Source organism: Brevibacillus sp. HB2.2 (genome assembly GCF_013284275.1).
GTDB classification, from domain to species: Bacteria; Bacillota; Bacilli; order Brevibacillales; family Brevibacillaceae; genus Brevibacillus; species Brevibacillus brevis_D.
Genome location: NZ_JABSUV010000039.1, coordinates 18,514 through 40,107, shown reverse-complemented (window position 1 = coordinate 40,107; position 21,594 = coordinate 18,514). Strand labels below are relative to the sequence as shown.

Genomic DNA, 21,594 nt, shown 5'->3' with positions numbered 1-21,594 from the left:
GCCATGCGGCATCTATCAATCGACATTGAGACGTTTTCGAGCGTCAACATCAAAAAGGCGGGACTGTACAAATACGTGCAGTCCCCCGATTTTCAAATCCTCTTATTTGCTTACTCTTGGGACGGAGGTCCAGTGCGAATCATAGACCTGGCTCAAGGCGAGCAAATACCTGTAGAGGTTGTCTTCGCTCTTGCTGATCCAAATGTAATTAAGCACGCCTACAATGCGCCGTTCGAGTGGTATTGCCTGAACAGAGTTTTTAACTCGCCGCTGGAACAATGGCGCTGCACGCAACTTCACGGACTGTATTGCGGGTACACTGCCGGTCTTGCGGCAACGGCAGTAGCGCTTGGACTTCCAGAGGATAAACGTAAAATGGGCATCGGTAATGCACTGATCAAGCTGTTTTGTACACCAACAAAGCCGTCAAAAGCAAACGGCCAACGCACGCGAACGCTTCCGCACCATGAGCCTGACAAATGGCGGTTGTTTAAAGAATACTGCATTCAGGACGTTGTTACCGAAATGGAAGTAGATCGACGGCTATCGGCTTTTCCGGTCCCTGTTCAGGAGCAAAAGCTGTGGGAGCTTGACCAGCGTATCAATGCTCACGGTGTTGCTGTTGACATGGGTGTGGTGGAAGGATCGCTCCATTGTTACGAGCTGGTAAGTGGTGAACTGATGACCGAGGCAATTCGGTTGTCTGGACTGGATAACCCGAAAAGCGTTAAGCAGCTCATGACCTGGCTAACGGAAGAGATCGGGGAAGAAGTGGACAACCTCCAGAAAGGGACCGTCAGCAAGCTGATCGACAAGATCGACGAGGGAAAGGCAAAACGAGTCCTAGAGATCCGGCAAGAGCTTTCAAAAACATCGGTCAAAAAATACCAGGCAATGAGAGAGGCTGTTTGTGTAGACGGACGTATCAGAGGGCTCCTGCAGTTCTACGGAGCAAATAGAACAGGTCGGTGGGCTGGCCGTTTAGTACAGGTCCAGAACCTCCCTCGTAACTACCTTGATACCCTGTATCATGCACGCGAATGTGTCAAAACGAAGAAAGTGGATGCTCTGAAACTCATTTACGGTAACGTTCCGGACACACTTTCCCAACTGATCCGCACGGCGTTTATTCCGTCCGTAGGGAATGTCTTGCTGGTATCTGACTTCAATGCAATCGAAGCACGAGTTCTCTCTTGGTTGTCGGGCGAGCAATGGAGACTAGAAGTGTTTTCTACGCACGGCAAGATTTATGAAGCATCTGCTTCCCAAATGTTCGGCGTCCCTCTTGAGCTTATCACAAAGGGAAATCCAGAATATGAGCTGCGACAGACAGGCAAGGTTGCAGAATTGGCTCTTGGGTATCAAGGCGGGGCTGGAGCGTTGATATCGATGGGAGCCTTGGAGAAGGGGCTTACGGAAGAGGAGCTACCGGATATCGTACGACGGTGGCGAGGATCGAACAAGCGAATTGTGGACCTGTGGTACGGCTTAGAAAATGCTGCATTAGAAGTCATGCGAACGGGGCAACCAGTCGGTATCAGGGGATTGATTCTTACACGAGAAATTGACTCCTTCAACCAACAGGATTTTCTCATTATCACGCTGCCGAGTGGTCGGAGATTGTTTTACGCCAGACCGTTTCTATCGAATAACGATTTCGGAAAGGAAGCCCTGTATTATCACGGGGTTAACCAGAAAACGCGCAAATGGGAAGTCGTGCCGACGTATGGGGGTAAGCTTGTGGAGAATGTCACGCAGGCGATCGCAAGGGATTGTTTAGCGGAAAGTCTTGCTCGTCTGGATGCTTGCGGCTATCAAACAGTAATGCACATTCACGACGAGGCAGTTCTGGATGTTCCCTTGGAAATTGCAGACATCGATACGATTACGACAATCATGGGGCAGCCGATCAAGTGGGCGCCAGGCTTACCGCTCCGCGCAGAAGGGTTTGTGACGGAATTCTACATGAAGGACTGATGTAGATGGCAGCTTATCGAGCTAAAAGGGCGGGAACGCCAATCCCCAAAAGGGAAGTCGAATTAAAATCATCCGGCAATGGACCGGTTATCTCGTATCAATTAACGCCAGAAGAAATCGAAAACTGGAAAAGAGAGGGGTTTCACTCCATGTTAACACGAGAAAAGTATTTACAGTCCCGTTTGGATGGGATGTCTCGGACACACATCCAGCGCAACTATTTTCCTAGTAACCCGACGAAGTTCTATGCTCTGCTTTCGGAATGGGGCCTTAAAGAAAAAGATGCAGAGGAACGGGCAATGGATTTGATTACACCTCAAAAACAAGAGGCGGCAGACAATGTGGTTGGTACGAGTCCGCCAGAAGCGCTGACCGCCAAATTGCAAAACCAAATTGCCACTATGGAAAAGGAGATCCAGGACTACATTTCGGAGCTGCACGGGGAGCGCTCAGAAAATGCTCGGCTTCTAAAAGAATTGGATGAAAAACAAAAAGTAATTGATGAATTGAGCGCGGATCGCGAGATGCTCCTAAGCACGATTGATCAGGCCGTAGAACAAGGGCAGCAGGATGATCCTGTAAACCACCCGGCGCACTATACCACCGGAGGCATTGAGACAATCGATATCATTCGTGCCAAGCTGACCAAAGATGAGTTCGTTGGCTTCTGCAAGGGAAACGTGCTCAAATACGTTACTCGTGCAAGTCTCAAAGGTGGCGAAGAGGACCTACGTAAGGCTGCCAGATATTTGGAATTTGTGCTCGAAAAAGAGCGTCTCCATCCAGTAACTGAGGAAACAATGCGTTAGAGGCGGATACGTCAATCTGAGGGAAGATGTGGTCCAGGAATGTCTGCTGCAACAGCATTCCTGGTAGATACCGAGAAACTTAGGAGGCTTGTATCTATGCTATCAGATGCGATTTCGAAATTAAAGGCTGAAATAGAAAGCGAGAAGAAAAAACCGTATATCAAAGTGATCGGTGATTTTCTGATTCAGCACCTAGAAGCTAACCCGGAACAGGCAGAGAATGTAATGACTGGAGACAAAACGATTGCAAAAAGTTTGGAAGCAATGAAGGCCGAGGCGAAGAAAAATCAGCAAAACGGCATGGCAATGTTAACTGACGCCGAGGGATTCGCAATTGTGTTCAAGTATTTCGGCATTAAAGGAGCGATTGCATCAACTCCTGCTCCAGCTGCACCAGTCCAGGCTCCAAAACGAATCGAACAGCCAACAGATGCATCAGACTTCGAAATCAACTTGGAAGATTTTCTGTAAGGAGGGGGTGCTGTCATGGGAAAAAAGCAAAGCCAGGAGTTTCTTGAGTTTAGTCAGCATTTCCCTTCCGATTACAGTCCTGAAATTGTTGATTACGTTACGAACAACGTTTTGCTCGATAGTAGGTACATCTTCACCCGAAGGGCAGCTGGTGTGCAATTTGGACACTGCACTCACTGCAAAAAGAATTTTCCGTCGGTCGCGCTAAAGCATAACGACAAAGCTACATGCCCAATATGTGAATCGTACTGCACAGTGAAAGCAAGCGGTAAGGGGCGTAAATATTTGATAGATCGTGCATATGTCGTGTATTACGAAAAATCAGTCTTGGACCCTCAGGTCATAATAGCGCGTGGATTCAGCGTTCAAAGGGATTATTCGAAGGATTATCTTTCTGTAGAAACTAAGTACATCCCTCATGTTATGTACGTTTTCCAAATGGGCAACAGTCAGATGTTTTGGCAGTCGTTCTACAACGGAGCATGGCGTAAAGAGGACAAAGTAAAATCCATATTCAGTAATTCACAACATGCCAATGACTGGTGCTCCTTTACAAGCATTGAGAAGGCCGTTGTCGGTACTCCTTTTCAGTACAGCACGTGGGAGCAATACCGTGACACGGATATGGTTAACTTCTTTGCTCTCTATTCCTCATATCCATGCATCGAATACCTTACCAAATTGAAGATGCGGTACTTTGTAACAGCCAAGTTGTACGGCGCTAAAACTTATGGAGCAATCAATTGGAGGGGTAAGGGAATAGATCAGGTCCTCAAATTGAATAAGCAGAGGTCGAAAGAAATCATAGCTTCGATTAGTGGGACAAGCCTGCATCCTCTAACACTTCGGTTGTTCCAGATTGCTTGCAAAGAAAGATCAGACCTCGCTATCCCTGAGTTGAATGAGCTTGCCGTTAAATACGATGAATACTTTGAAGAATTCAAGAAAATGTTGAAGCATACAACAATTCGCCGAGCACACGGCTATGTTAATCGGCAAATTGAAAAGGAAAAAAAGGCAAAGCGACCAGCTAGGGTCCGTGACATCCTAATAACTTGGAAGGACTATGTGAGTGATTGCGGTCGTCTCGGGATGGACCTGAAAAACGACAGTGTTCTCTTCCCGTCTAATCTGCATCAGGCGCATCAAAATACAATTAAACAAGTGAAGATAAAAGAGGACGAGGAGCTTACAAGGAAGATTCAGCTTAGACGTGAGACTCTCGCAAAATACCATTTCGAATCTATGGGTTTTGTTATAAGAGCGGCCACTGATTCTAAAGAGCTAATAGAAGAGGGTAAAAAACTACAGCATTGTGTTGGAACATATGCCGACCGTTACGCTGATGGTAGGTGCGACATTCTGGTCATACGGCAATCTGAATCCCGTGACACACCGTTTTACACGATGGAAATACAGAATGGGAAAATCGTTCAGTGTCGGGGATTGAAGAACTGCGGGATGACCGAAGAAGTAGAGCGATTCGTTGAAGTGTTCCGTGAAGCTCGGCTTGAAAAGAAACCGAAAAAGCAGACACGCATTGAAGTAACGGCAATCAATCAAAGGCAGGAGGTAGCGGTATGAGTGAACTGGTAAGAAGTGCAGAAGTTATTGCGGCTGAGATTCGTAGCATCGATGCACAGACCCGAGAAATCGTCCTACGTAGCGCCATTGAGATCGGTAATCGTCTGAATGAGGCCAAGGAGCTTGTGGCTCATGGAGAATGGGGGCCTTGGTTAGATGCCAATGTCCATTACAGTCAATCAACAGCTAACAACTTCATGCGGATCGCGGAGGAATACGGGTCAAATTTCCAAGCGATTGAGAATTTGACCTATACAAAGGCGCTGGCTTTGCTAGGAGTACCGGCTGACGAACGTGAACAGTTCGCACAGGAGAATGACGTTGATAATATGTCGGCTCGAGAGTTGCAGCAAACAATCAAGGAAAAGAAGCAGCTTGAGAAGGAGCTAAAAAAGATCCAGCAGGCGGCGGAGAAGGATCGCAAAGAGCGTGAGGCTCTTGCGGAACAAGTTGCGAAGTTACAGACGGAATTAGCTGACGCGAAGATCCTGGGCGATGCAGAGGAAGCGCAAAAGCTGCAAGATGCGCTTGCCGAGGCGCAAGAAAAAGTGAAGAAACTAGAAAAGGATCTGAAAGCGAAACCCATCGACGTGCCTGCCGTCGTTGAGGTGATACCGCCAAACGTTGAAAAAGAACTGGCTGAGCTTCGGACGTTGGCAGCTCAGCCTAGTAACGAGACGCTGACAAAGTTTAAGGTTCAGTTCGAAGGACTCGGGGCGCACTTCCGCGATCTGCTGGCTACACTGGCAAAGATTAAGACAGCCGATCCTGAAACGTACGAAAAGTACAAAGGCGCGGTGCTTAGGCTGATCGGGAAGATGGAAGACGTGATATGAATTACCTTGGAGAAGCTTCTAAAAGCATTATTCGTTCTTTGTAGTTTTCTTCAAGGCGATCTAGGAAGTCTGAAATATTTCTTAAAACATCGTCACAGAAACGTTCACCCAAATATATTTTGGAATGATCCAGTTCGATATATTTCATTTTAGATAACACACTCGTTATCTCTTGTGCTTTCCTCATCTCATCAACCTCACCTAGAGTGTGAGCGATGCAATTCCTAATAATGTTGTAACCTTTAATCGCATTCCATGATTCAGTGTTATCGGGAAAGGAGATATTTGCGACTTTCTTCAAATATTTCTGGAACTTCTCTATGCCGTTTCCGGCCAAATCTTTATGGGAGATGGTTAATTCTAATTCACTCTCTGCTAATTTGCAGTATCTCAACAAAGTATGTTCTAAAAGTGAATAGGCTTGGGTGAATACGGAGTATCTCAGGACCGTTGGGAATTCTTCTGACATTACATAAATCTTGCCATAGTAGAAGTCCCATAAATCATCTTCCTTATCTACTAGGTCTATGGCTTGTTCCAACTCTGACAACTCTGATTGTAGAAAAGATTCTATACGAGTCACGTAGTCTTGTAATTTCTGAATCTCGAAATTGATTAACCAATGTGTTGTTCGATCTAATGGAAAATTCAAGAACAACCCCTCCTAAAAGTTAGATGAAGAAATTATATCAAAATATGGAAGGGTCGATTAGTGTGAACGCATGGAAGGCTGTCCAGTTGATGAAGAAGTATTCAAAATGCGCGGAATGCGGGAGCGAGGTCGTGGGAAACGGCGAAGGGACTCTTGATATTAACGATGATACTTTCAAGCGCACTTGCAAATGTGGCTGGAGCATTGAGGTCAAGGAATAGGGGGAGACGGAATGGAAAAGCCGCCATTGGGGATTATGCCGCGCTACATTTGGGATCAGCATCGATTGCAAGAACTCACAGCAGCAATAGAACGATATAGAGCGGCAAACCACGAGATACATCCAGATTCGATCGATGAATTTAACGAACTGTTTGAACGCCTGAGTTTATCGGGCGACCTGGATCTTGGGCACGAGGAAAAGAGGGAAAGGGATATCCATGAATGGTTCGAGCTTACGTATGCGCAATACCTGACGATACCGCGAAGTATTCTCCAATCCATGCCTGTTGAATGGCAAAAGAAGTTTGTCGTACTCCTGGAGGAGTTAGATGAAACGCAATGGCTATCTCTGCTACCAAAGGATACCTGCTACAAGGTAGAACTCAGGCAAATGAAAGACTCTCTTAATGGCAGAGGGTGGACATGGGGCAGAAAAGTGGCGGACCCACTCGCTGATTATCAGAGAGGCAGAAGAAATGTGTTTGCTGAGTGATCATTGACAAACCACACGATTTGTTAAATTGTCAGCCTTAAATTCAATCTTGAGTAGGTGAAGAAGCTGTGAAACTCAACCTAACAAATCAACAAAAAGTAGTAATACGGCAGTACGCTGAATGGGCAGAATCAGAAGCCAACAATCCTACTAAAACGAAATTAGCAAGAACCGTTTTGTTAGATCGCGCACTTGCCTACAACAAACTGCTGACAATTGACAATACACATAGTGGTGACATCAAGAAAGAGATCCAACGGGCATTTTAACAAAACAATCGATTTGTAAAGGAGGCGCGAATCATGGATAGGAAGCAGCTTCTTATTGATGCAATCGCGGGGAATAAAGAGATTGTAGCTGAACTGAGAGACTTTGCAGAAAATGAAGGACATCCAAATACGCAGGTGATGTTCGCGGTATGCAGTGAGATCACTAAGTTTGAAAAGCAAATAGTGGAAATGGAAATGAAATTGAATAGCAGCGAGAGTGATGGAGAAACGAATGAGGATAAATACCGTAAAGCACACGATTTAGTTTCAAAATTGAGTATTTGGTACGATGATAAATTGCTAGTTTTATCTGTAATTGAACGGGCTCAGCAGTTGGAAAAAGAGGCTGAGAGACTTGCATTAGAAGTCGAGATACTGAAAAGGGCTTAACACTGTCCCTAGTAATTCACCTATTGAAAGGATGGCTGCCATGTTTTACGACCGACAACTTACCATTTCCTCCGCTGGCAGCCGCAAGGCGACGCACTGGCCAGCGCAACAAATTTACTGGTCAGAGCTGGTGGAGCGACTGCGAGTTGCGGTCCGCGGCACCGAAACGCTTGCCGAATATCTGCAGCTGTCAAAGGGCAAACAGGATGACCTCAAGGACGTCGGCGGCTTTGTAGCAGGAACACTTGCAGGTAATCGCCGTAAAGCAAACGCTGTAACCAGCAGGGACATTATTACGCTTGACCTTGACAATATCCCTGCTGGCGGCACAGCAGAAACCTTGCGCCGTCTGGAAGCCTTGGGGTGTGCCTATACAGTGTACTCCACGCGAAAGCACGAAGAGGCTAGGCCGCGACTCCGCGTACTTGCTCCATTCAACCGGACGGTATCGGCAGATGAATATGAACCGCTTGCGCGTAGACTTGGCTCCATCATCGGAATAGAGCTGTGCGACCCGACGACGTTCCAAGCAGTCCGGCTCATGTACTGGCCGAGCTGTTCAGCAGATAGTCAGTTTATCTCTCACTATGCGGACAAGCCTTTCCTCGACGCTGATGGGCTGCTTGCGACATACACAGACTGGCGTAACGTAAATGAATGGCCACAAGTTCCAGGAGCGCAGCAGGCTCACATTCGTATGGCGGCAAAGCAGGGCGACCCGACCGAAAAGCAAGGTGTCGTTGGTGCCTTCTGCCGACAATACGACGTGTATCGTGCCATGGCAACTTTTTTGCCGGGTGTGTACATAGAGACAGACGACGGATCCGGACGCCTTACCTTTTCGGGCGGTAGCACGACAGGCGGAGCGATCGTTTATGACGACGGCGCTTTCTTGTACAGTCACCACGCAACAGACCCGATAGGTGGTAGGCTCGTTAACGCGTTTGACCTGGTTCGGCTTCACAAGTTTGGTGAAATGGACGATGATGCAGCGCCGGGCACTCCAACGAATCGGCTCCCGTCTTTCACGGCCATGTGTGGCTATGCTTTACAGGATGCAGGCGTGGCCACGCTGTTAAATCAAGAACGTTATGAGAAGGCAGTGCAGGACTTTGGCACTCTTCCAGCAACAGAAGAGGAGACGGCCAACTGGATTAGTAAGCTGCAGGTGAGTGCGACAACAGGGATGCCAGCGAAGACGACTGATAATGTGTTGATCATCATGGAGCATGATCCACTGTTAAAGGGCAAGCTTGCTTTCGATGAATTCGCCAACAGGGGAGCCGTGCTGGGGCCGTTACCGTGGAACAGTAGCACAGAGCGGCGCGGCTGGTCCGATGTGGACGACGCCGGGATGCGGCACTACCTCGAGCGCACATACGGCATAACAGGTAAAGAGAGGATCTTTGATGCAGTCGCCTTGTACGCCCACAGGCACACATTTAATGAGGTGCGGGATTGGCTTGTGAGCCTAAAATGGGACGGCGTGAAGCGGTTGGACATGCTGTTGAGCGACTATCTTGGAGCAGCAGACTCGGTATACACCCGAGCAGTCTCCAGAAAATCGTTGGTGGCTGCAGTAGCCCGTGCGATGAATCCAGGATGTAAGTATGACCAAATGCCGATTCTAGCGGGACCGCAGGGGTTAGGTAAGAGCACGTTTTTGCGCTTGCTGGGTAGGAAATGGTATTCCGATAGCCTACAGACGTTTGAGGGGAAAGAGGCGTCTGAAATGATACAAGGTATCTGGATCAACGAGATCGGCGAGCTGACGGGGATGTCAAAATCTGAATCGAATGCCGTTAAGCAGTTCCTGAGTCGGACAGAGGACATTTATAGGGAGCCGTTTGGCCGTCGTACAAAGGCGTTTCCTCGGCAGTGTGTGTTTTTCGGAACAACCAACGACAGCGAGTTTTTAAAGGATAAAACCGGGAACAGACGATTTTGGCCAGTGGATGTCGGCGTGCAGCCGGTGACAAAAAGCGTTTTCGTCCATCTGGAGGATGAAGTCCCACAGATTTACGCAGAAGCCTTTGCATATTGGCAAATGGGAGAAGCCCTGTATCTCACAGGACAGGCGGAAGCAGAGGCAAAACAGCAGCAAGAGGCCCATCAGGAGAGTAATGCAAAGGAAGGCATCATACGCGAATTCGTGGAACGGCGGGTGCCGATTGGCTGGGATAAACGGTCTTTGGGTGAACGGAGACTTTATTGGTCCGGGGAGTTTGGCCGGAGCGAGGAAGGCACTGTGGAACGGGATCGGGTATGCGCCGCTGAGGTTTGGAGCGAATGCTTGGGAGGCGATATCAAGTTTATGAGGCGATCAGACACCATGGAAATCAACGGGATATTGGCTTCTATACCGGGGTGGAAACGGCATAACAGTACGGCGCGTTTTGGGCCATACGGAATCCAGAAAGGCTTTGTAAAGTTGTAAACTTTCTCTGTAAACTTACTCGATTTTGTAAACTTTCTCTGTAAACGTTGTAAACCTTCCAAACAGAGAAAGTTTACAGGAAAGTTTACAACCCGAGGCCACGCCACTAAAGGGATTTCCCCTACTTGTAAACCTTGTAAACTTTCTAATCTATATAAATAAGAAATAGAGAGATTAGAGGGTATATGTGTATGCCTAAACCGCCTAACGCGCCTAATTATATAAATATAAGGGAAAAACGTGCCGAAAGTTTACAACGTGAAATTGAACGGAGGTTTGAACATGAGGGAAAGTGCCATTGAGAAGTATTTACGTGAACAGGTGAAGGCTGCAGGAGGACGGGCTTATAAATTCGTTTCGCCGGGAAACGCGGGTGTGCCAGACCGACTGGTACTGTTTCCCAAAGAGCGCGCCTATTTCGTAGAGTTGAAAGCACCAGGTAAAAAACCGACTCCTTTGCAGACCGTGCAGGGCGATAAGCTGAGAAAACTAGGATTCACCGTCGAAGTAATTGACAGCAAAAAAGGAGTCGATGAGTTTATCCGAAAGCACGGAGTGAGTGCCTCGTGAAATACGTCCCACACTCCTATCAGAGATACTGCATAAATCGTCTTTTGACGGATGAGGCACTCGGGCTGCTACTTGATATGGGACTCGGTAAGACCGTTATCACTCTTACGGCTGTAAACGATCTTAAATACAACCGCTTTGCGGTAGGAAAAGTATTGGTGATTGCACCGAAAAAAGTAGCAGAGGGAACATGGAGCAGGGAAGCGCATAAGTGGGATCATCTTAAACTTTTGAGAGTTGTACCTGTTCTGGGCTCTTTGCAGAAAAGGGTCAGAGCACTGAATACGCCTGCGGATATTTACGTGATCAATCGTGAAAACGTGCAATGGCTGGTGGAGTATTACCGCAACGCTTGGCCGTTCGATATGGTCGTGGTGGACGAGTTCAGCAGCTTCAAGAACCCTAAAGCCAAGCGCTTCAAGTCGCTGACATGGGTACGGAAACACATCCGCCGCATCGTCGGATTGACAGGCACACCAGCGCCTAACGGATTGCTTGATTTATGGGCGCAAATCTTTCTTCTGGATGAAGGGAAGAGACTCGGACCGGAATACAACGGCTTCCGCGAACGTTATTTCGAACCCGATCAGCGCGACAGAGATCGAATCCACAGTTATGCGCCGAAACCAGGCGCAGATGAAATCATTAGACAGCAAATCAGCGATATTTGCGTGAGTATGAAAGCAGAGGACTATCTGGAACTGCCCGACTGCATTATCAATATCGTACCGGTTATTCTGGACCAAAAAGCGCAGGCTGCCTATAAAGAGCTTGAGAAGAAAAAAATTCTCGAACTGCTTGAAAGCATCGAGGGAGAAAAGAAGGTTATCGATGCAGGTTCGGCCGCAGTCTTGACAAATAAGCTGTTGCAATTATGCAACGGGGCTATCTATGACGAAGACCGGAATGTTTTCGAAGTCCACAAATGCAAGATTGAAGTTTTCATGGAAATGGTCGAGGGGTTAAACGGGAAACCTGCTTTAGTGTATTACAACTTCCAACACGATCTGGCACGAATCAAAAAGGCATTGACCGGATCAGGATTGAGAGTACGAGAACTGAAAGGACCAAATGACGAGAATGACTGGAATAACCGTCAGGTAGACATTCTACTTGCACACCCAGCAAGCGCTGCATATGGGTTGAACTTGCAACAAGGCGGAAATCACATTATCTGGTTCGGTCTGAATTGGTCCTTGGAGTTGTACCTGCAGGCGAACAAACGACTTCATCGCCAGGGCCAGACTGAAAAGGTGTTTATCCACCATCTGGCTGTCGAAGGCGGTGTCGACGAGGATGTTATTGCGGCCTTACAAGCAAAAGGCAGTATACAGGATCGGCTAATGGACGCACTAAAAGCAAGGATCGATAGAGTGAGCGCCTAGCAAAATCCCAAGCGCTTGGGAATTTCAACAGAGAGGGTGAACAAGCATGGCAGAAAAACAAGCACTTAGCCCTGAAATGATCGAAGAGATTACACGCACAGCATTACAAGTGGTGCGGGATTATCAGGAGAAAGAGAAACAAAGGCAGCAGAAGGAAAAACGGGACTGGCGACTCCGCAATACAAAATTGCTGTTGAAACATTATCGGTCATTTGTGAGCCATGTGGAAGGCGCAAGGGAAAAGGTTACGGCGATGGACTATGCTGATGCCATGGAGAGCCTGTACACCAATAGGTTAGCGTTGGAGTCCATCAAGCGTAGCAGGCAACGAACGATTGTCATGGTGAAATTCGTTCAGAAAATGATCGGTGTTTATCAGGCAATGTGTGAAACCTCAGGTCAGCAAGAGGATTTACGTCGATACCACATCATCTACGAGATGTACATTTCAGAGAAGAAACAAACGGTTGAGGAGCTCGCAGAATTTCACAAAATTGAGCCTAGAACGGTTTACAATGACGTGAAAAATGCGGTGAATACCTTGTCAGTTCTAGTGTTTGGCGTAGATGGGATCGAATTTAACTGATTTCATTTTCGTTTCAAAAAGTGTTCATTTTCCATTCAGTGAAACCGTGTTACTATGGTAACATCGATAAATTATGAATAGCGAAACGTGTAAGCCATCCGGCGTGTCGGGTGGCTTTTTGCATGCATTTTGCAAGGAGGAAAAAGGCGTGAACATTCGAAAAATACCTGTTTCTATGATTAAGCCAGCCGATTACAACCCCCGCCTTGATCTTCAACCAGGTGAAGACGAATACGAAAAGCTGAAAAGATCAATCGAGGAGTTTGGGTATTTAGAGCCGGTGATTTGGAACGAAGTCACAGGGAACATCGTAGGGGGACATCAACGGTACAAAATTCTGGTGAACGAGCAGGGCCGTACCGAGATTGAAGTAGTTGTCGTCCAACTGGAGCCAGAAAAGGAAAAGGCGCTTAATATCGCACTAAACAAAATAGGTGGCGATTGGGACCTTCCCAAATTGCGCGATTTGATGATTGACCTGCAAGGGCTTGACTTCGACCATTCGCTAACAGGATTTGATACGGCTGACTTGGATGAATTATTCCAAAGTGAGCCGTTTTCTTTTGAGCCAGAGAATGTAGAAGTGAAAGAGGATGATTTCGATGTCGATGACGAGCTTTCTAAAATCGAAGAGCCAGTCACAAGACCAGGCGATCTTTGGATTCTCGGGAGACATCGCCTTTTGTGCGGAGATTCGACCAACCAAACGGACGTCGAACGGCTTATGGATGGCAAGCTTGCTGCGATGGCATTCACGGATCCGCCGTACAACGTGGATTACACAGGTAAAACGAAGGATGCCCTCAAGATTGAAAACGACAAGATGGCAGACAGCCAGTTCAAGGAATTCCTGATGTCCGTCTATCAAAACCTCTTTCACGTATCTGAAGAGGGAGCGCCCATCTATGTATGTTATGCAGCTACGGAGGGTGCAAATTTTAAATCAGCCATGAAAGAATCGGGATGGCTTTTGAAACAGTGTCTCGTGTGGGTAAAAAATAGTTTTTCTATCGGCCGTCAGGATTACCATTGGAGACACGAACCCATTCTCTACGGATGGAAACCGGGGGCTGCACATCGATGGTACGGCGACCGTAAGCAGGACACGGTCTGGGAAATCGATAAACCAGTTCGAAATGCAGAGCATCCCACGATGAAACCTATTGCCCTGGTATCCCGAGCATTGCAGAACAGCAGCAAGCGAGGAGACATCGCAGTCGACTTCTTTGGTGGTTCTGGATCCACGCTTGTTGCAGCTGAGCAAACCGAACGAGTAGCCTACCTCATGGAGATTGACCCTAAATATTGCGATGTGATTGTAAAACGATGGGAACAGTTCACTGGTGAATTAGCTACGAAGGCATAAGAAAAGGAGAGTGCAGAAACACTCTCCTACTCAAGCCGGGTCACCCCAGCAGAGATAGTGGAACACCGTGGCCACGGATTCTTCAAGCCACTATCTCATTTTCCATATTAAAGGAAAGCTGTGGAGGCATCAATGAAAAAGCAAAGAGACGAACTGTTGATCGACTTTGTTGACACGAATCAGAAATATAGAAAGGTGATCCATGCGGTCATAGCTCAGTGGGTTAAGGATTACCAAAGCGGGAAGATTGCCATTAAATCCGTGCGAGATTTGCAGTGGCTCGTGAAGATGGAGCAAGAGTTGCAGAAAGCGATAGCGGCTGATTCCAAACAGATCGAGGGCGAGTAATCGGGTAGCCCAAGGATATCGCCAAAGAGTATGTGCGACACCAATGAGATATACATCGAATAGAATTGTGTTGAAACTAGACACAATTCAGACGGCTTGGGTCCTTCCGGGAAGTCTAATTCTATGCGGGTCGATCGAGCCCCGAAATCCAGCTAGACTCAAAATTTTGAAGTCACTTCCTATTCACTGATCGTTGCTACTACTGAAAAAATCGCTTCATCTACTGTCCCGAACTGCATTGGGTCAAGAAGAGGAAGCGATTTGTTTTTTACTTCCGAAAGAAAGGAGAGAACTCATGGATATGATTGTGGGCACACAGCAGTTCGCTGATGTGATCGGAAAAACCCCTAAATGGGTAAATACACTCACCCGGGATGGTGTCCTCCAACAGATCAGCAGAGGAAAATACGATCTAGCAGACAACGTTCAGCGGTACATTAAATACGTGCAGCATCTTAGCGATAATACAGACATCGATTACAACGAGGAAAAAGCGCTGCACGAACGTGCCAAACGGAAAATTGCCGAGCTGGAACTGGCAGAAAAAGAATTGTCGCTTATTCAAGTAGATGAAGTGGTGAAGATTCTGGAGCGTATGGGTGGTTTGTTCAAAGCGCGCTGCCTTACAATCCCATCGAAAGTATCTCCTTTGCTCCAATTTGAAACAGAAATGCCGGTAATCATGGGGATATTGCTAAAAGAGATTAAAGAAGCATTGCAAGAACTGGCCGATCATTATACCAATTTTGCTGAAAAGGGCACGGTCGAGCCAACTGGTGAAGAGCATGAATCAGAAACATCGTAAGCTTTACCAGGCTATCGCCCAAATCGTTTCTCCTCCAACCGATTTGACAATTACTGAGTGGGCAGATGCCTACCGTTATCTATCTCCTGAATCGGCAGCTGAGGCAGGGAAGTACAGAAGTGATCGTGCGCCATATCAAAAGGGCATGATGGATGCAGTCAGTGATTCAGAAGTAGAAGAAGTAGTATTTATGATGGGATCACAAGTTGGAAAAACGCTATCCCAGGAAAACATCATCGGGTATTACATTGATCAGGACCCGTCTCCCATGATGCTCGTTGTTCCTACACTTGATATGGGGAAAAGCTTTTCGAAAGACCGACTTAGCACAATGATACGGGATACGCCAGTTCTGACTAAAAAGGTAGCTGATTCGAAAGCCAAAGATTCAGGAAATACCATCTTGCACAAATCATTCCCGGGCGGTCACATCACGATCGTGGGTAGTAATTCACCTGCCTCCCTGGCGAGCCGCCCGATCAGGATATTGCTGGTCGATGAGTTAGACCGATTCGAGGCAACTTCTGAGGGTGACGCATTGGATTTGGCAAGAAGGCGGACGGCCACATTCCACAATAGAAAAATCGTTGTTGCATCTACGCCGACAATTAAGGGCCGTTCGCGGATCGAGCAGCTATACAATAACTCTTCGAAAGGTGAATGGAATCTTCCATGTCCGAAGTGCGAGGCACTCCAACCATTGGAGTGGACTCGGATCGTATTCGATACGGTATCGATGCGCTGCTTGCATTGTGGCTTTGATTCTCCTGAAATCGATTGGAAGAAACAACAGATTGCCGGAAAAGGTGAATGGATACATGAATTCCCGGAACGAAAAGTAAAGGGATTCCACATGAACGCGTTAGCGTCTCCATGGACTCGTTGGCAAGAAATGATCGAAGCCTTTTTGATTGCACAGGAAGAGTTGAAAAAAGGAAATCCCGAGCAGATGCAGGTTTTCGTCAATACGCTTTTGAGTGAGACTTGGGAGGATCGCGGGGATATTCAGGACGAAAACGTTCTCCTGGAACGACGAGAAAGCTACGATTCTGAACTACCGAACGGCGTTCTTATCCTTACAATGGCAGTCGACACCCAGAATGACCGATTGGAGTACGAAGTTGTCGGATGGGGCAAAGAAGAAGAGTCTTGGGGAATCGAAAAAGGAGTCATCTGGGGAAAGCCAGACAATCCGCAAACATGGAGAGAGCTCGATGATAAGCGGGAACGAGTCTGGAAATTCGCCAATGGTGCAGGACTGATTGTAGCATGTACTTTTGTTGACTCTGGAGGCCATTACACCGATGAAGTTTATAAATACTGTGGGCAGAGACTCCAAAGTCGTGTTTTCGCCATTAAAGGGGAAGGCGGTTCAGGCCTTGAGTTAATTCGAAAGGTCTCCAAAAACAACAAATACAAGCTTCCTCTCATCCTTCTCGGTGTGGATTCTGGAAAGACGACGATCATGCAGCGCTTGCTGATCCAAGAGCCGGGACCGCACTATTTTCATTTCCCGATTGAAGAAGAGCGCGGATATGATCAGATTTATTTCAAAGGTCTTGTTTCTGAGCGGCAGGTGTTTCGAAGAAAGAATGGCCAAACGGTCATGGTTTGGGAAAATGTCGCCAAAGACAAGAGGAATGAGCCGCTGGATTTACGGGTCTATGGTCTTGCAGCGTTGCGTTTGCTGAAACCAGACTTTGAAGCACTCGAAAAACGCTTGCGGGAAACTGATCCTCCCGTAAAACATACACCTGCAGCAAAGCAAATATCAGGCTATCAAGCAAAGCAGCTAGTCAAGCGCTCAAAACTTTGGTGAGAGGTGTAGGATATGGCTTATGATCCGAGACAACAGAAAAGGATAGAAGATGAGCTAGAAATTGTTAAGGACCGCCTGAGTAAATACTACGAAGCTGAGACAGCCATTCTGACAGGCGCACAGGAATACCGTATCGGGTCCAGGAATTTCCGGCGTGGCGACTTGAAACTCATTAAAGATGAGATCGAGAAGCTACAAGACCGAAAAAAAGAACTAGAAATTGCAGTAGAATCGGGCGAGAGCCCGTCAAAGCGTAAGGCATTTCGAGTCATCTATCGAGACTTGTAAGGGGGTGAGTAATTTGTGAAGTTCATAGACAAAACAATTGAATGGCTATCACCAACTATGGCGCTAAGGCGAGAGGTGAATCGCGCAAAGCTATCGGCACTTCGGAAGGCTACGAATAGTGGTTATTCGAATAGCGGAGCCAGTCGAAGAAAAAACTCAATGAAAGGCTGGAACAGCGATAGTAAAAGTCCGCAAGAGGACATCGGGCAAAACCTTGCTGTGCTTCGGGAACGTAGCCGTGACCTTTACATGGGTGGCGGTCTTGCTACAGGGGCCATTAAGAAGAATCAGTCAAACATCGTGGGTTCGGGACTCACACTCAAATGCCAACTCAATTACCGTTTACTGGGCATTACGGCGGAGCAGGCAAAGGAGTGGGAAGATCGCACAGAGTTTGAATTTAATCTTTGGGCATCATCCAAGATCGATAACACCGGGCTGAATGACTTCTACGATGCACAACGGATCATGTTGACCGGATGGCTACTGAACGGTGATTCCCTTGCTGTTATGAAATATGCAGATGCCGCAGAGCGGCTAAATCCGTATCGTATGCGGCTTCATCTTATTGAGGGCGACAGGCTCAACAATCCGAATCATACGCAAGGATACTCCCCAATCCTTACTACTGAGGGCTTCTCGCTTTCTGAATATGTGGAGCTATCAGATGGCCGTGCTATCCGTAATGGAGTCGAGACAGACCCGAACGGTAAAGTGATCGCTTACTGGATAAGCAATAAACACCCGAATAGTACGATTCCACAAGGACATATCACACAATGGGCGCGCGTTGAGGCACAGAATCCGGTTTCTGGATTACCAAACGTGCTTTTTGTGATGGATGCGGAGAGGGCAGAGCAATATCGCGGTGTACCCTATCTTGCACCTGTCATCGAGCAAGTCAAACAAATGGATCGTTATGCCGAGGCAGAGATTGCAGCGGCGATCATTAATAGTTTTTTCGCTGCCTTTATTACACGAAAAGAAGGAGCAAAAAACGAAATACCGTTTTCCAATCCCATTCCTGAAAGTGAGCAATTGAAACTGTCACCAGAGGAGCGTCTTTCCAGTTACGAGTTGGGGCCGGGAACCATCAACATGTTGGCAGAAGGTGAGGAAGTGACCTTTGGCGATCCTACGCATCCGAATGCTGGCTTTGATTCGTTTACAAAGATCATGGCTCAGTTAGCAGGCGCAGCGCTGGACATGCCTTATGAAGTGCTGCTTTCTGTGTTCAACAGTAGCTATTCAGCGAGTCGAGCTGCACTCTTGCAAGCGTGGAGATCCTTCCGGGACCGTCGTGATTGGTTCTCGCATGATTTCTGTCAGCCGACCTACGAGACGTGGTTGTTTGAAGCCGTGGCAACCGGACGTATTAAGGCTCCGGGATTCTTTAACGATCCAGTCATGCGAAAGCTTTGGAGCCAAGCCATTTGGATTGGACCGAGTCCTGGTCAAATCGACCCTGAGAAAGAAGTAGATGCTGCCGTGAAACGAATCAATAACGGATTTAGCACGCACGAACGGGAAACGGCGGAGCTCACAGGGATGGACTGGGATAGCAATATTGACGTGCTAATGCGCGAGTGGGAGGCACGTCGGGACCTGCCACAAGCACATATTCCGGGCATGAAAGGAGGTGACAAACAAAATGCCAAAACGGATTGAAGTTAGAGGCGTAATCATACCGAATGACCATCAATGGATTTATGACTTATTCGAAATGGATGCAACAAGCCCTGGAAAAATATCGAAAGCGATCGCGGAAGCAAACGGCGATGATCTTGAGGTTATTATCAACTCAGGTGGTGGCGATGTTTATGCGGGCAGTGAAATCTATACCATGTTGAAAAGTCATCCAGCTGGTGTTGACGTCCAAATCGTTGGCGTGTCAGCTAGTGCTGCTTCTGTCGCGTCCATGGGCGGAAAGAATGTAAGAATGTCACCAACGGCACAATTCATGATTCACAACGCAAAGACTCGGACTCAGGGAGATAAGTGGGATCATCGGCACACAGCGGATTTCCTCCAAGCGGTCGATAAGTCCATTGCGAATGCATACCGACTAAAAACAGGGTTGTCTCAGAACGAATTGAGTACCCTCATGAACCGCGAAACGTGGATGACGGCACAAGAAGCATTGGCGAAAGGCTTTATCGATGAAATCATGTTCGACGAGTCGAATCAACTCAGTGCTGTTGCACATGCAGGCATCGAAATGATTCCCCAACAGGTGATAGACCGTGTCCGAAATGAAATTATGAAGTTCCAAACGGAAGGAGCGAGCATTATGCAAGTAACCAATCAAACACAAGTAATCGATCCACAACCACCGACTGCATCAAATACTGCACCACAGCCACCGACAGCATCAAATACAGCACCACAACCACCCGCGCCGAGTCAGGCACAAAATACTCAAGATGCAGCTGCACAAGAGAGAGAGCGCCTTCGCGCCATTGACGCTATTGCAGCAAATATCGATCCTGCTTTGGTAAACGAGGCGAAGTATGGGGAAAACCCAATGACAGCCGCTGATCTGGCGCTTAAGGCTATGCAAGAGGGCAAGATGATTAATAACGGCCTATTCAATGCGGCAGTAGTAGCTAATCAAGCGTCTGGAGCACTTGATGTGACAGCTCAATCACAACAACAAAATACGGAAAAAGAGTATGACATGAACAACTTGAAAGACGTGAATGCAGTCTTCCAGCAACTCGCGCATGCACATTCAATGCAGCGTCTACAAAGATAAGGAGGAATAACCATGGCAAACATTTCTACTACATTTGGCACGGTAGATAATCAGTCTTTTTTTGCGGGAACGGAAGTGTCCGCAATGACCACAGCAGTGACATTACTTGCTGGTCAAGGGAAGCTCAAAGCCGGATCGGTACTCGGCAAGATCACAGCCAACGGGAAGTATGCGTTGGTAAACAAAGCAGCAACAGACGGGAGTCAGATCGCGTCATTGGTTTTATCTGAGGACGTGGATACAACCGGAGCTGATGTAAACTCAGTAGCGTATAAAACGGGTGTTTTTCGGTATGATGCCCTGAAAGTTGCTGCCGGCGACTCAGTGGCTAACCACAAAGAGGAGCTTCGTACTGTAAATATTCATTACAAAACTGATCGGGGGTAAACAACAGTGAAAATTAGACAATCCGCCATTGCAGGACGCTTTATGAGTCCACAAAATGCCGCAACCGTTACAGGTGGCAGCATCAGCATCTATGAACCACAAACCATGCTTCCATCGTTTCAACGAAGAATGCCAGTTACAACGTTCCTTCGGGACATGTTCTTCCCTGGAGAGGCGACTTTCGATACAAAGCATGTCCTAGTGGATTTCTACAAAAACCGCCAACGTGTTGCACCACTTGTTGCAGAAGGCAGTATGCCAGTTAATATCAAGCGAGATGGATTTGAAACGAAAATTTATACGCCACCTTTTATCAACCTGTCTTCCCCAATTGATATCAGCATGCTACAAACTCGCATGCCTGGTGAAGCGGTATTTGGCGGTATGTCGCCAGATGAGCGAGCTGTACAACAGATGAACCGCGACTTTTTGGAGCTCTCTGACATGGTCACGCGCCGCGAAGAGCTGATGGGTGCAGAACTTATGCAAACGGGGAAAGTGACCGTATCTGGTTACATCGATGATGCTGCAACAGTAGTTCGTACTGATATCATTGACTTTGGATTCGACAACATGATTAATCTTACAGCTGGAAGCCAGTGGAACCAGTCTACGTCCAAAAAGTATGAAGACTTAGAGGAAGCGGTCAGAAAATCTCGTAAGGCAGGATACAATCCAACTGTCGCCCTCCTTGGTGATGAGGCGTGGGCTAATCTTCGAGCAGACGAAAATTTTATGAATAAGTTTATGGACCTGCGATACGCCCAATTCGGAACGATCAATCCCCAACTCAACATTGAGAATGGAAATGGTTTTACTTACATTGGCCGTTTAACCGAACTTGGACTCGACTTGTACCGATATGATGCGTGGTACTACGATGACACAACGCAGTCTCTTAAACCATACATCGACCCCGAAAAGGTCATTGTCGCGCCACGAAATATCGGAGAGCTTTTGTACGGTGCGAATACATTCATCCCGGAAGATAGTATCAACTACGTAACGGTAGCAGGACCCCGTGCGACAAAGGTAACGGTCAATCGTGATACCGATGTGAAATCTCTTATTGTGAAGAGCCGCCCATTGCCGAAGCCGTTTGACGTTTCTGCATGGTCTGTTATCAAAACACGCGTGTAGGAGGA

General features: G+C 47.3%; 23 protein-coding genes. 22 read left to right on the top strand and 1 reads right to left on the bottom strand.

Annotation, left to right across the window (positions count from 1 at the left end):
• Positions 1–3 precede the first annotated feature (3 nt).
• The 5 genes from HP401_RS33450 to HP401_RS33430 all read left to right on the top strand — a co-directional run bounded on the left by HP401_RS33450 (position 4) and on the right by HP401_RS33430 (position 5,677).
• Positions 4–1,977 carry a DNA polymerase gene (locus HP401_RS33450; protein WP_173606759.1) on the top strand — a complete coding sequence of 658 codons (1,974 nt, stop codon included), beginning with the start codon at positions 4–6 and terminating at the stop codon, positions 1,975–1,977.
• A 5-nt stretch (positions 1,978–1,982) separates the two neighbouring features.
• On the top strand, positions 1,983–2,786 hold the full coding sequence (locus HP401_RS33445; protein WP_254457160.1) for a DUF3310 domain-containing protein: 804 nt from the start codon (positions 1,983–1,985) through the stop codon (positions 2,784–2,786).
• A 96-nt stretch (positions 2,787–2,882) separates the two neighbouring features.
• Entirely contained in the window at positions 2,883–3,257 is a 375-nt protein-coding gene (locus tag HP401_RS33440) for a Cas9 inhibitor AcrIIA9 family protein (RefSeq protein ID WP_173606758.1), read from the top strand.
• Positions 3,258–3,272: 15 nt separating this feature from the next.
• Complete coding sequence (locus HP401_RS33435; protein WP_173606757.1) at positions 3,273–4,841, top strand: PcfJ domain-containing protein; 1,569 nt, start codon at positions 3,273–3,275, stop codon at positions 4,839–4,841.
• Positions 4,838–5,677: a DUF3102 domain-containing protein gene (locus tag HP401_RS33430; RefSeq protein WP_173606756.1), complete on the top strand. Its 840-nt coding sequence runs from the start codon at positions 4,838–4,840 to the stop codon at positions 5,675–5,677. Before HP401_RS33435 ends, HP401_RS33430 begins: the two co-directional genes overlap by 4 nt.
• Position 5,678: 1 nt before the next feature.
• On the opposite strand, the gene HP401_RS33425 is transcribed toward HP401_RS33430, so the two are convergent.
• Positions 5,679–6,329 (bottom strand): hypothetical protein, encoded by a 651-nt coding sequence (locus HP401_RS33425; RefSeq protein WP_173606755.1) that lies wholly within the window; start codon positions 6,327–6,329, stop codon positions 5,679–5,681.
• Between the two features lie 62 nt (positions 6,330–6,391).
• Here HP401_RS33425 and HP401_RS33420 point away from each other — a divergent pair, with 62 nt between their 5' ends.
• The 17 genes from HP401_RS33420 to HP401_RS33340 all read left to right on the top strand — a co-directional run bounded on the left by HP401_RS33420 (position 6,392) and on the right by HP401_RS33340 (position 21,589).
• The gene (locus HP401_RS33420) at positions 6,392–6,550 is read left to right on the top strand and encodes a DUF3797 domain-containing protein (RefSeq protein ID WP_173606754.1); all 159 of its coding nucleotides are present in this window, start codon (positions 6,392–6,394) and stop codon (positions 6,548–6,550) included.
• 11 nt (positions 6,551–6,561) lie between these two features.
• On the top strand, positions 6,562–7,044 hold the full coding sequence (locus HP401_RS33415) for a hypothetical protein (RefSeq protein WP_173606753.1): 483 nt from the start codon (positions 6,562–6,564) through the stop codon (positions 7,042–7,044).
• A 68-nt stretch (positions 7,045–7,112) separates the two neighbouring features.
• Entirely contained in the window at positions 7,113–7,313 is a 201-nt protein-coding gene (locus HP401_RS33410) for a hypothetical protein (protein WP_173606752.1), read from the top strand.
• A gap of 33 nt (positions 7,314–7,346) precedes the next feature.
• Complete coding sequence (locus HP401_RS33405) at positions 7,347–7,703, top strand: hypothetical protein (protein WP_173606751.1); 357 nt, start codon at positions 7,347–7,349, stop codon at positions 7,701–7,703.
• A gap of 40 nt (positions 7,704–7,743) precedes the next feature.
• Positions 7,744–10,140: a virulence-associated E family protein gene (locus tag HP401_RS33400; RefSeq protein ID WP_173606750.1), complete on the top strand. Its 2,397-nt coding sequence runs from the start codon at positions 7,744–7,746 to the stop codon at positions 10,138–10,140.
• Positions 10,141–10,422: 282 nt separating this feature from the next.
• Positions 10,423–10,710: a PDDEXK family nuclease gene (locus tag HP401_RS33395; RefSeq protein ID WP_173606749.1), complete on the top strand. Its 288-nt coding sequence runs from the start codon at positions 10,423–10,425 to the stop codon at positions 10,708–10,710.
• Entirely contained in the window at positions 10,707–12,095 is a 1,389-nt protein-coding gene (locus HP401_RS33390) for a DEAD/DEAH box helicase (protein ID WP_173606748.1), read from the top strand. Before HP401_RS33395 ends, HP401_RS33390 begins: the two co-directional genes overlap by 4 nt.
• 46 nt (positions 12,096–12,141) lie before the next feature.
• Positions 12,142–12,681, top strand: coding sequence for a hypothetical protein (locus HP401_RS33385; RefSeq protein WP_173606747.1), 540 nt, complete (start codon positions 12,142–12,144; stop codon positions 12,679–12,681).
• A 148-nt stretch (positions 12,682–12,829) separates the two neighbouring features.
• Positions 12,830–14,047 (top strand): site-specific DNA-methyltransferase, encoded by a 1,218-nt coding sequence (locus HP401_RS33380; RefSeq protein ID WP_309145154.1) that lies wholly within the window; start codon positions 12,830–12,832, stop codon positions 14,045–14,047.
• A 132-nt stretch (positions 14,048–14,179) separates the two neighbouring features.
• Positions 14,180–14,395, top strand: coding sequence for a hypothetical protein (locus HP401_RS33375; RefSeq protein WP_173606746.1), 216 nt, complete (start codon positions 14,180–14,182; stop codon positions 14,393–14,395).
• 295 nt (positions 14,396–14,690) lie between these two features.
• The gene (locus HP401_RS33370) at positions 14,691–15,200 is read left to right on the top strand and encodes a hypothetical protein (RefSeq protein ID WP_173606745.1); all 510 of its coding nucleotides are present in this window, start codon (positions 14,691–14,693) and stop codon (positions 15,198–15,200) included.
• Positions 15,181–17,019: a phage terminase large subunit family protein gene (locus HP401_RS33365; protein WP_173606744.1), complete on the top strand. Its 1,839-nt coding sequence runs from the start codon at positions 15,181–15,183 to the stop codon at positions 17,017–17,019. Before HP401_RS33370 ends, HP401_RS33365 begins: the two co-directional genes overlap by 20 nt.
• A gap of 12 nt (positions 17,020–17,031) precedes the next feature.
• The gene (locus HP401_RS33360) at positions 17,032–17,307 is read left to right on the top strand and encodes a DUF6148 family protein (RefSeq protein WP_173606743.1); all 276 of its coding nucleotides are present in this window, start codon (positions 17,032–17,034) and stop codon (positions 17,305–17,307) included.
• Between the two features lie 15 nt (positions 17,308–17,322).
• Positions 17,323–18,975, top strand: a complete 1,653-nt coding sequence (locus HP401_RS33355) for a phage portal protein (RefSeq protein ID WP_173606742.1) — start codon at positions 17,323–17,325, stop codon at positions 18,973–18,975.
• Positions 18,959–20,062 carry a head maturation protease, ClpP-related gene (locus HP401_RS33350; protein WP_173606741.1) on the top strand — a complete coding sequence of 368 codons (1,104 nt, stop codon included), beginning with the start codon at positions 18,959–18,961 and terminating at the stop codon, positions 20,060–20,062. The genes HP401_RS33355 and HP401_RS33350 overlap by 17 nt, the downstream gene beginning before the upstream one ends.
• A 12-nt stretch (positions 20,063–20,074) precedes the next feature.
• Complete coding sequence (locus HP401_RS33345) at positions 20,075–20,449, top strand: head decoration protein (RefSeq protein ID WP_173606740.1); 375 nt, start codon at positions 20,075–20,077, stop codon at positions 20,447–20,449.
• Between the two features lie 6 nt (positions 20,450–20,455).
• Entirely contained in the window at positions 20,456–21,589 is a 1,134-nt protein-coding gene (locus tag HP401_RS33340) for a major capsid protein (RefSeq protein ID WP_173606739.1), read from the top strand.
• The last annotated feature ends 5 nt before the right edge of the window (positions 21,590–21,594 follow it).